Here is a 10,109-nt window from a genome sequence, read left to right on the forward strand (position 1 = left end):
CATTGAGCTTGGATGGGCATGGCATGGATGAAACCTGATGCAACTATACCGCTGCCACTTCTGCTTGCAAGCCATGCGGCTTGAAGCGTCTTCCGCAGACGTATAAGCCTCTCTACCTGTTCGCCGGCCTTCAATCGTATCGATATCCAGCATGACCGCAGATTCCGACACAGATCACTACACCAATGCCGAACCCGGTCGTCCCCGCGTGGCGATCAAGGTCGACATCGTCGTGATCGGCGCCGGCCAGGCGGGTCTGTCCTCGGCCTATCACCTGCGCAAGCTCGGCCTTGCGCCGGACAAGGATTTCGTGGTCTTCGACCAGTCTCCGGAGCCTGGCGGCGCCTGGCAATTTCGCTGGCCTTCTCTGACGCTGGCCACCGCCAATCGTGTCCATGACCTCCCCGGAATGCGGTTCGAGGAGGTGGTCGATACTTCAGCCAGCCTGGTCAAGGCGTCGGTCGCCGTGCCCCAATATTTTGCGGTTTATGAGCGCGCCTTCGATCTGCACGTCCATCGTCCCGTCAAGGTCACGGTCGTCTGCAACCGGGGAGAGCGGCTGAGGGTGGAAACCGACCGGGGCGCCTTCTCGGCGCGGGGATTGATCAATGCCAGCGGCACATGGGAATCGCCTTACATTCCCGACTATCCCGGTGCCGATCGTTTCCATGGGCGGCAGCTCCACACGCGGGATTATCGCACCGCCGAGGAATTTTCCGGCCAGCATGTCGTCGTGGTTGGCGGCGGGATTTCGGCGATCCAGTTGCTCGACGAGATCTCCCGCGTCACCTCGACCACCTGGGTGACGCGACGGGAACCGAAATTCCGCGACGAGCCGTTCACGCCGGAAGCGGGACATGCTGCCGTTGCGCTGGTGGAAGATCGTGTCCGCCAGGGCCTTCCGCCGGGTTCGGTGGTTTCGGTGACCGGCCTGCCTGTTACGCCGGCGATCCAGGCGGCGCGCGAACGGGGTGCGTTAAACCGACTGCCGATGTTTTCCGAGATCACCGAACACGGGATACGCTGGGCTGACGGTTCCGAGCAGCGGGCCGACGTGATCCTATGGTGTACGGGTTTTCGCAGTTCGCTCGATCACCTCGCCCCGCTGCAGTTACGCGAGGCGAGCGGTGGCATCCTGATGACCGGCCGGCTGGCGACGCAGGTCGCAAAAGACCCGCGCATTCACCTGGTCGGCTACGGCCCGTCCGCTTCGACGATCGGGGCGAACCGCGCGGGTGGCGCAGCCGCGCGGGAATTGAAAGCCTTCCTCGACGCTCCAGTCAATCGCGGTCAATGATGCGACCTAGCCGGCGCGCCTCACCAGCTTTCCTTCTTCCGCCTTGTAGAAATACTGGCTCGCCACCAGCCAACCCTTCAGCGGTCGAAGCGGCGGGATGCAGGTCAGAAGCATGAAGGGCAATGTCACCAGCAGGTGAACCCACCAGGCCGGTTGGTACTGCACTTCCAGCCAGACACCGAGAAGCACGCTCGGCACGCAGGCAAAGCACATCACGAAAAAGGCCGGGCCGTCGGCGGGGTCGGCGAAGGAATAGTCCAGTCCGCAGGCTTCGCACTTCGGCTTGAGCGTCAGGAAGCCGTTGAACAAATGCCCCTGACCACAACGCGGGCAGCGCCCGCGGATACCGGTCTGCATGGGAGGGAGAGGAGGCCATTCGTGATCCATGATCATTGTCCTTGGGAGCAAAGCGATCAAATCGTTCATTGATTGCAGTCATTATATAGATTGATGCATTCAATATGTCGATTAGCCAGAATGCCGCAGGCATTCCGGCCACGGATCGCAGAGGACGGATCAGAAGAAGGAGCCGGCCATCTCGGGCGAGCTTTCCAGCGCATGTCCCATGAATTCCAGGGCGGCCTTCAGCGCAGGCCGCTGGATAGGACCACCGAGGCATACGCGCACCGCTTCGGGAGCCGGGCCGTCGACAGTGAAAGCGTCGCTCGCCACAACCCCGATGCCGGCGGAGCGCATATGGCTGCCGAACGTCGAGCGGGTCCAACCCTGCGCCAACGGCAGCCAGATATTGAAGCTGATCGGATCGCCGCGATAGCTGCCCTTCGGCAATATGTCTGCGACCAGAGCCTGGCGGGCCGTCGCTTCGGTCCTGACGAAGTGCAGGATATTGTCGGCCGTGCCATCCTCGATCCAACGGGTGGCGAGCGCTGCCGAGAGCGGCGATGCCATGACGTTGTTGGCGCGCATGGCGCTGACGAACGGCCACGCGGCCCTGGTGTCCGGGGCGACGACATAAGCAAGCCTGAGACCGGCGCCGAGAGATTTGGAAAGCCCGCCGATATGCCAGGTCAGGTCCGGAGCTATCGCAGCCAGCGGTGCCGGGGGGCGCAGAGGAATGAAGCCGTAGGCATCGTCCTCGACGATGGGCACGCCATATTTGCGCGCCACGGCGCAGATCTCCTCGCGACGCCGTTCCGGAACGGTCAGCGTCATCGGGTTCTGCAGGATCGGGTTGAGATAAAGTGCTTTTGGCTTCTTCCTCTCGCAGGCCTCGGCAAAGGCCGCCGGCAGAATGCCTTCGTCATCCATCGGCAGGCCGACAAGGCTCAACCGCAGTTGCGCGGCGATGGAGCGGATACCGGGATAAGTGATGTTCTCCGACAGCACCGTCTCGCCCGGCCTTGCCAGCATGCCGAAGATCGCCAGCAGCGCCGGATGCGCGCCGGGAGCGAGGAAGATACGCTCCTGCGATGGAACCAGGCCACGCCGGCTGAGCCAGGCCGCCGCCGCCTCCTTGTCGATGCCGGCACCGCCGAAACTCTGATAACGCAGCAAAGGCACGAGGTTGGTGGCGACTGCGGTTAGCCCGCCCTGCATCCGGGCAATCAGTTCCGGATCGTCCGGCTCCGGCGGCATGTTCATGGAAAAGTCGACGATCGAGGCCCGGCGTGGATCGGGCGCGGCGTCGGAGACGAAACCCCGGCGCTCCTTGTCGACACCGCCGGTGACGAAGGTGCCGCGCCCTACATGCGAACTGACCAGACCACGCTTCTGGGCCTCCAGATAGCCGCGCGCCACGGTGGTGAAATCGACGTCGAGCACCTTGGCCAGTTCGCGCTGCGGCGGCAAGCGATCGCCGATCACGAGGTTGCCGCTCCTCAGGTCCATCTCGATGACATCGGCGATCGCCATGTAGCGCGGGGATCGGCTACGGGCGAGGTCAGGCTTCCAGGTCTTCATCCGTGACGTCCGATAGTTAGTCCTGGATTGACTGTATATTGTTGCTCAGTGAGTCTGTCATCAGGAAAAAACGGACATCGCGCCCAGCCAACGGACCGGAGATATCGACAGCCATCAACCGTCGCCGGGCGCCCTACCCGCTCTGGGTATCGCCCTCGCCCAGGACGTCCCGGGCGGCCTGGCTCCTGTTCGGCTTGTCCGGAACATTGCCGTTGCCTTCCGCACGGTCGCGGTGGAGAGCGGCGCGGGCCAGGAGCATGAAGGTGATCGGCGTGGTCACCGTCACGAAGATGCCGATCAGTATCTCGTGGAAGACCGGACGTCCCGAAGACACCGTGAAAAAGATCATCGAGGCCAGCATGACGCCGCCGATCCCCCAGCTAGTGCCGAGTGTAGGGGCGTGGATGCGCTCGTAGAAGGTCGGCAGGCGCAGGAAGCCGATCGCGCCGATCAGCGCCAGGCCGGAACCGACCAGCAGGAAAAACGCGACGGCGATTGCTGCCCAGACGGGCATGTCGGCGGCAGACTGCATCATTCGATCACCTCCCCGCGCATCAGGAATTTCGCCAACGCCACAGTCGCCACGAAGCCCAGCATTCCCATGACCAACGCTGCCTCGAAATAGATCACCCGGCCGGTGCCGATGCCGAAGGTCACCAGCAGCAGCATCGCGTTGATATAGAGCGTGTCGAGACCGATGATACGGTCCTGCGCCCTTGGGCCGCGGAACATGCGCACAGAGGCGATCGCCATCGCCGCCGCCAGCATCAGCTGGGCAAGCGAGACCGCACTGAAGAGAATGATGGCGCTCATGCGAAAATCTCCATCAGCAGCTTCTCATATCTGTTCTTGATCGTGTTGCGCCATTCCGCCTCGTTGTCCAGATCGAGGATATGCAGCAACACCGTCTTGTCGTTTGAATCATACTCCAGCCAGGCCGATCCCGGCGTGCTGGTCAGCACGACGGCCAGAACCGCGATTGCCGTATGGTTCTCGATATCCAGCTCGACGGTCAGGAAACCGGGATTGTGGCTGCGGCGGCCAACTTTGAGGATAACCCGCGCGACGGCGATGTTCGATTTGACGATATCGTAGAGTACGATCCCGAACAGCTTCGGCAGCAGGTACCATTTGCCGAGCCGCGGCTTGTCCGGACGCAGCGAAGCCATCGCCCACGAAGCGAACACGGCAACCAGGATGCCGAGCACGAGATGGCCGGGCGTGAAGCCGTTGAGCAGCAGCCACATCAGAATCAGCGACAGGGTGAGCAAAGGATAGGGCAGCATCACTTGCTCCCTGCGTTGGTCGAGGAGACGCCCTCATAATCCGGCACCGCCGCCGCATTGCGGACCGCATCGATATAGATTCTCGGATTGCTGAGGCTGCGGATCGTGGTGTCCATATACTGCATTGCGGGCCCGGCCTGGACGGTCAAGGCGAGCGTCAGGAACAGCAGGAACATCACCGGCACGATCTCGATGACGAGAACGCGCGGCACGGTCCCTTCGAGCGAGCTCCAGAAGGTGCGGATGCCGGCGCGGGTCATCGAGATCAGCGCGGCGATGCCGGAGAGGATGACGAGGACGACCAGAACCCAGACGGTCGCCGTCGGCGGCACGCCGATCGCGCCCGTGCCCATCATCGCCGACAGCATGGCGAATTTGGCGATGAAGCCGGAGAGCGGCGGCAGGCCGGATAAAAGGATGCCGCAGGCGGCAAAGCAGATGCCGAGGACCGCCATCGTGCCCGGCATGGTGACGCCATCGCCCTCCTCTGGCTCATCCTCATCCGCGTCGCCATAGGCCTCCATGGTGACGGCAAGCACGATCGCGCCGGCATCCTGGCCGCGTTCGACAAGCTCGATCAGCATGAAGAAGGCGCTGATCGTCAATGTCGAGCTGACGAGGTAGAGCAGCGCGCCGGACGAGATCGCCCCGTCATTGATGCCAAGCACCATCAGCAAGGTTCCGGACGAGACCAGAACCGAGAAGCCCGCCAGCCTTCCGAGCGCCTGCGAGGCCAAGACGCCGATCGTTCCGAATATGATGGTTGCCATCCCGCCGTAGAGAAGCACGTCGGCGCCGAAACCGGCGGACGGGCCTTCGCCGAAAAGCAGCATGGTCAGCCGCAGGATGATGTAGATGCCGAGCTTGCTCATGATCGCGAAGATGCCGGCAACCGGGGCCGACGCCGCGCTATAGGCCGTCGGCAGCCAGAAGCAGAGCGGCCACATGCCGGCCTTGATGAGGAAGGCGATGCCGAGCACGCCCGCTCCCGCCTCCATCAGCATCATGCGGTCCGGCTCGATATCGGGAATGCGAGCGGCGAGATCGGCCATGTTGAGCGTGCCGGTCGTGCCGTAGATCAGGCTTACCCCGATCAGGAACAGAAGTGCCGCGGCCAGGTTCACGGCGATATAGTGCATGCCCGCCTTGACGCGCAGCGGGCCGGAGCCGTGCAGCAGCAGCCCGTAGGATGCCGCCAGCATGACCTCGAAGAAGACGAAGAGGTTGAACAGATCGCCGGTCAGAAAGGCGCCGTTCAAGCCGACCAGCAGAAGCTGGAACATGGTGTGGAAATGCGCGCCGACCGCATGCCAGCGGGCCAGCGAGAAGACCAGTGTGGCGACCGAGAGCAGCGCGGTCAGGAGCAACATCAGCGCTGATAGCGCGTCAAGAACCAGCACGATGCCGAAGGGGGCGACCCAGTTTCCGAGAAGATAGACGCCGTCGAAGTCGTTCGGGCCGCTTTCGATCCGCAGAAGCGCGAGCGAGACGACGACCAGGATCAGCGTCGAGGCGAGGCTGATCATCGCCTTTACGACGCGCTGGCGCTCGTCGAAGAACAGCAGGAGTGCGGCGACGACCAGCGGCACCAGGATCGGCGCGATAATGAGGTGATGGGTCCAGCCACTCATTTCGGGTCGTTCCTCCCGTCGACATGGTCGGTGCCCGTCAGACCCCGGGAGGCCAGCAGCACGACGAGGAACAGCGCGGTCGTCGCAAACCCGATGACGATGGCCGTCAGAACGAGCGCCTGCGGCACCGGATCGGCGAGCGTCGTGGTGGGAACGTCATCGACGAGGATCGGCGGAACATTGGTCTTCACCCCGCCGACGCCGAAGATGAACAGGTTGACGGCATAGGAAAGAAGCGAAAGGCCGACGATGACCTGATAGGTGCGCGGGCGCAGGATGAGCCAGACCCCGCAGCCCGTCATCACGCCGATCGCGGTGGCAAGAACGAGTTCCATCAGCCCTCCTCCGTCCTGGCAATATCGATCGCCCGCAGGCGGTTGATGCGGATCGACTGGTGCGCCAGCGCCACGAGGATGAGGACCGTAGAACCGACCACCAGCGAAAACACGCCGAGATCGAAGAGCAGTGCGGTGGCGGCCGGCATCTTGCCGATCAGCGGCAGCTCGACATACTGGAAATGCGAGGTCAGGAACGGGTAACCGAAGAACCAGGCGCTGATACCCGTCGCCGACGCGGTGAGTATGCCCGCCCCCATCCAGCGCAGCGGCAGAATGCGCAGACGATCTTCCGCCCAGCGCGTCCCGCCGGCAAGATACTGCAGGAGGAAGGCAATCGACAGCGTCAGCCCGGCCGAAAAACCGCCACCCGGCATGTCGTGACCGCGCATGAAGATGTAGACGGCGAAGGTGATGATCACCGGGAAAAGCCAGGTCATGATGACGGAGGGGACAAGCAGGTAGTCGCGCACCGTATCGCCGGCCGAACGCTCTGGACGATCCTCGTCAAAGCTGTTCTGAATCCGCTGCTGCTCCGGCAGGTCCATGCTGTCGGCGGCGGGACGGAAGCGGCGAAGCAGCGCGAAGACGGTCAGCGCCACGACGCCGAGCACGGCGATCTCGCCGAGCGTATCGAAACCGCGGAAATCCACCAGGATGACGTTGACGACATTGCGCCCGCCACCTTCGGAATAGGCGTTTTCGAGGAAATAGTTGGCGATAGCGTCCGGCACCGGCATCGTCATGACGGCATAGGCGATGAAGGACATGCCGATGCCGCAGACGACGGCAAGCGCCAGGTCCCGGAAGCGGCGGAAGCGCGCCCGGAGGCTGATCGCCTCGACCATCCCCTCCGTTCGCTTCGGTAGCCAGCGCAGGCCGAGAAGAAGGAGGACGGTGGTGACGATCTCGACGAGAAGCTGGGTGATCGCCAGATCCGGCGCCGAGAGCCAGACGAAGGTGATGCAGACGATCAGCCCGACGCCGCCGAGCATGACGAGTGCCGCCAGGCGATGATACTTGGCGAGATAGGCGGTAGCGAAGGCAAGGCAGATGCCGAGCAACCAGATCGCCGCGAAGGCCGGATCAATGCCGGAAAAGGCGATTTCGCGCGTCTCGAAACCGGAGAGATAGAGCGGCAGCAGCCCCGCCAGGAAACCGGTCGCCACCACCCAGCGAAGCTGCGGCTGGAGGTTGCGGGTGCCGAAGCGCCGTTCGAGCGTGCGGGCCCAGCGCCACGATACTTCCACGAGAATCCGCTCGAAGATGCGCTGGCCCTTGAGGTTGCGCAGGATCGGCGGGCCGTCCTCGCAGGTCGCGAGATATTTCCGGAGCGAGAGATAGAGCAGCGTGCCGCCGATGAGCGCAATCGCGCTCATGATCAGAGGCAGGTTGACGCCATGCCAGATGGACAGGCTGTATTCCGGGGTTTCGGGGCCAAGCACGCTGACGACGGCGGTATGGAGAAAAGGCCCGATCGAAATCGCCGGAATGATGCCGACGACCAGGCAGGCGATGACCAGAAGATCGATCGGAAAGCGCATCCAGCGCGGCGGCTCATGCGGCTTCGGCTTGGGCAGGTCGGTCGGCGGCGGTCCAAAGAAGACCGTGTGAATGAAACGCAGCGAGTAGGCGACGCTGAAGGCGCTGGCGAGTGTCGCCACATAGGGCAGGATGCGGTCGAGAATGGAATCCGCGTGGGTCTCGACCGCCTCGGCGAAGAACATTTCCTTCGACAGGAAGCCGTTGAGCAGAGGAACGCCAGCCATGGCGGCACTCGCCACCATGGCCAGCGTGCCCGTGATGGGCAGATACCGGAAAAGCCCGCTCAATCGTCGCATGTCGCGCGTGCCGGTTTCATGGTCGATGATGCCGGCCGCCATGAACAGCGATGCCTTGAACGTCGCATGGTTGACCATGTGGAAGATCGCCGCGACCGTTGCCAAAGGACTTCCGAGGCTGAGAAGCGTGGTGATGAGGCCGAGATGGCTGATCGTCGAATAGGCGAGCAGGCCCTTCAGGTCCTGCTGGAACATCGCGAAATAGGCGCCGAGCACCAGCGTGATGATGCCGGCCAGACCGACTAGGTAGAACCATTCATAGGTACCGGAGAGCACCGGCCAGAAGCGCACCAGCAGGAAGACGCCCGCCTTCACCATGGTCGCCGAATGCAGGAAGGCGGAAACGGGGGTCGGCGCCGCCATGGCATTGGGCAGCCAGAAATGGAACGGGAACTGGGCGCTCTTGGTCAAGGCGCCGAGCAGGATGAAGACCAGCGCCGGCACGTAGAGGGAATGGCCGCGGATGACGTCGCCGGCCACCAGGATCTTGTCGAGGTCGTAGCTGCCGACAATGTTGCCGAGTAGCAGCAAGCCGATCAGCAGACAGAAACCGCCGATCCCGGTGATCGTCAGCGCCATGCGGGCGCCGTCGCGGGCTGCGGCATTGTTGTGCCAGTAGCTGATCAGCAGGAAGGAAAAGATGCTGGTCAGTTCCCAGAACACCGACAGAAGGATGACGTTGCCGGAGACGACGATGCCGAGCATCGCGCCCATGAAGGCGAGCAGGAAGGAGAAGAAGCGCGGAACCGGATCGTCTTCCGACATGTAATAGCGGGCATAGACGACCACCAGAAAGCCGATGCCGGCGATCAGCATGGAGAACAGCCAGGCGAAACCATCCATGCGCAGCGTGAAGTTGAGGCCAAGCTGCGGCAGCCACGTGCCCTCGAAGCGCAGCACGCCGCCATTGGTGACGCTCGGATAGAAGCCCGCGACGATCAGCAGGCAGAGAAACGCGGTGGCGCCGGCCACCCAGGACGGCAGCACGCGCGAGCGCGTTCGCAGCAGAAATACGGAGACCAGGCTTCCAAGGAAAGGCAGGACCAGAACAACAAGAAGAAGATATGGTCCTGACGTTATCCCAATGCTCCGGCCTTTCTATGTACTGCGCATTCGCCAAAGCGCCTGATGCGAAGATGCCTGCGAATGCTCCATCTAGCAATCGAACCCAAATTGCCATATATGAAAGATATTGACCAATATGGGCAGTTTGGTGAGATGGGTCAAGCCACAAAGAACGCAATTTTGACGCCGGCCCTGTGTCGGGCCGCCCGCGGGTTTCTGGACTGGACGCAGACCGATCTCGCCGACCGGTCGGGCGTGTCGCGCAGCACCATTCGCGATTACGAAGGCAGCCGCCATGATCTCCATCGTGCGACCGAAGCGCAGTTGCGCCTCGCCTTCGAGGAAGGCGGCGTTGCCTTCGTCCATATGGAAGGTGGCCATTTCGGCGTCTGTCCGAGGGCCGTGCAGACCCCGCAATAAGTCGAGCGGAGCGCAGCTCTAAACGGGCGTCACCAATTGGTGACGGAGCGATCCCGGCGCTTGAGATGCGGAGCCCCACAATTGATGCCCCGTGCCATGGAGGACCCGCGAGGTACCGCTCAGACCCTCGGCATGCCTTCAGGCCTGAGCGCCTTTTTGAGCGCCGCGATACGGAAGATGGCGTTTGGGGCGCCGTAGCCGCGATAGGCGCGCCGTTCAACGATCTCGAAGAAGAAGCCCTCGCCATAGGTCATGCTGTAGAGTTGGAAATATTCGCCGTGCTCGTCGCGGTCGTAGAGAATGTTCTCTTCCTT

10 protein-coding genes and 1 pseudogene are annotated in these 10,109 nt (G+C 62.8%); 2 read left to right on the plus strand and 9 right to left on the minus strand.

Translation table 11 applies throughout. The annotated features are described in order from the left end of the window. The first annotated feature begins 151 nt into the window (after positions 1-151). On the plus strand, positions 152-1,297 hold the full coding sequence (locus J2857_RS10190) for an NAD(P)-binding domain-containing protein (protein ID WP_210009954.1): 1,146 nt from the start codon (positions 152-154) through the stop codon (positions 1,295-1,297). 6 nt (positions 1,298-1,303) lie between these two features. Here the strand turns inward: J2857_RS10190 and J2857_RS10195 are convergent, their stop codons facing one another. The 8 genes from J2857_RS10195 to J2857_RS10230 form a co-directional block, all read right to left on the minus strand. Further along, positions 1,304-1,687 (minus strand): DUF983 domain-containing protein, encoded by a 384-nt coding sequence (locus J2857_RS10195; protein ID WP_210010105.1) that lies wholly within the window; start codon positions 1,685-1,687, stop codon positions 1,304-1,306. Positions 1,688-1,813: 126 nt separating this feature from the next. Then, entirely contained in the window at positions 1,814-3,217 is a 1,404-nt protein-coding gene (locus J2857_RS10200) for a PLP-dependent aminotransferase family protein (RefSeq protein ID WP_210009955.1), read from the minus strand. 133 nt (positions 3,218-3,350) lie between these two features. After that, positions 3,351-3,752: a monovalent cation/H(+) antiporter subunit G gene (gene mnhG / locus J2857_RS10205; protein ID WP_210009956.1), complete on the minus strand. Its 402-nt coding sequence runs from the start codon at positions 3,750-3,752 to the stop codon at positions 3,351-3,353. Next, the gene (locus J2857_RS10210) at positions 3,749-4,030 is read right to left on the minus strand and encodes a K+/H+ antiporter subunit F (protein ID WP_037084596.1); all 282 of its coding nucleotides are present in this window, start codon (positions 4,028-4,030) and stop codon (positions 3,749-3,751) included. Before J2857_RS10210 ends, mnhG begins: the two co-directional genes overlap by 4 nt. Beyond that, the gene (locus tag J2857_RS10215) at positions 4,027-4,503 is read right to left on the minus strand and encodes a Na+/H+ antiporter subunit E (protein ID WP_210009957.1); all 477 of its coding nucleotides are present in this window, start codon (positions 4,501-4,503) and stop codon (positions 4,027-4,029) included. The genes J2857_RS10210 and J2857_RS10215 overlap by 4 nt, the downstream gene beginning before the upstream one ends. Then, positions 4,503-6,134: a monovalent cation/H+ antiporter subunit D gene (locus tag J2857_RS10220; protein ID WP_210009958.1), complete on the minus strand. Its 1,632-nt coding sequence runs from the start codon at positions 6,132-6,134 to the stop codon at positions 4,503-4,505. The genes J2857_RS10215 and J2857_RS10220 overlap by 1 nt, the downstream gene beginning before the upstream one ends. Then, on the minus strand, positions 6,131-6,469 hold the full coding sequence (locus J2857_RS10225) for a Na+/H+ antiporter subunit C (RefSeq protein WP_210009959.1): 339 nt from the start codon (positions 6,467-6,469) through the stop codon (positions 6,131-6,133). Before J2857_RS10225 ends, J2857_RS10220 begins: the two co-directional genes overlap by 4 nt. Next, entirely contained in the window at positions 6,469-9,390 is a 2,922-nt protein-coding gene (locus J2857_RS10230) for a monovalent cation/H+ antiporter subunit A (RefSeq protein ID WP_210010106.1), read from the minus strand. Before J2857_RS10230 ends, J2857_RS10225 begins: the two co-directional genes overlap by 1 nt. 93 nt (positions 9,391-9,483) lie before the next feature. On the opposite strand from J2857_RS10230, the gene J2857_RS10235 reads away from it, so the two are divergent. After that, positions 9,484-9,795, plus strand: a complete 312-nt coding sequence (locus J2857_RS10235; RefSeq protein WP_210010107.1) for a helix-turn-helix domain-containing protein — start codon at positions 9,484-9,486, stop codon at positions 9,793-9,795. A gap of 119 nt (positions 9,796-9,914) precedes the next feature. On the opposite strand, the pseudogene J2857_RS10240 reads toward J2857_RS10235, so the two are convergent. After that, positions 9,915-10,109: pseudogene (locus tag J2857_RS10240) on the minus strand (3-keto-5-aminohexanoate cleavage protein); the annotation flags it as partial.

This window comes from Neorhizobium galegae (assembly GCF_017877055.1).
Taxonomy (GTDB): domain Bacteria; phylum Pseudomonadota; class Alphaproteobacteria; order Rhizobiales; family Rhizobiaceae; genus Neorhizobium; species Neorhizobium galegae_D.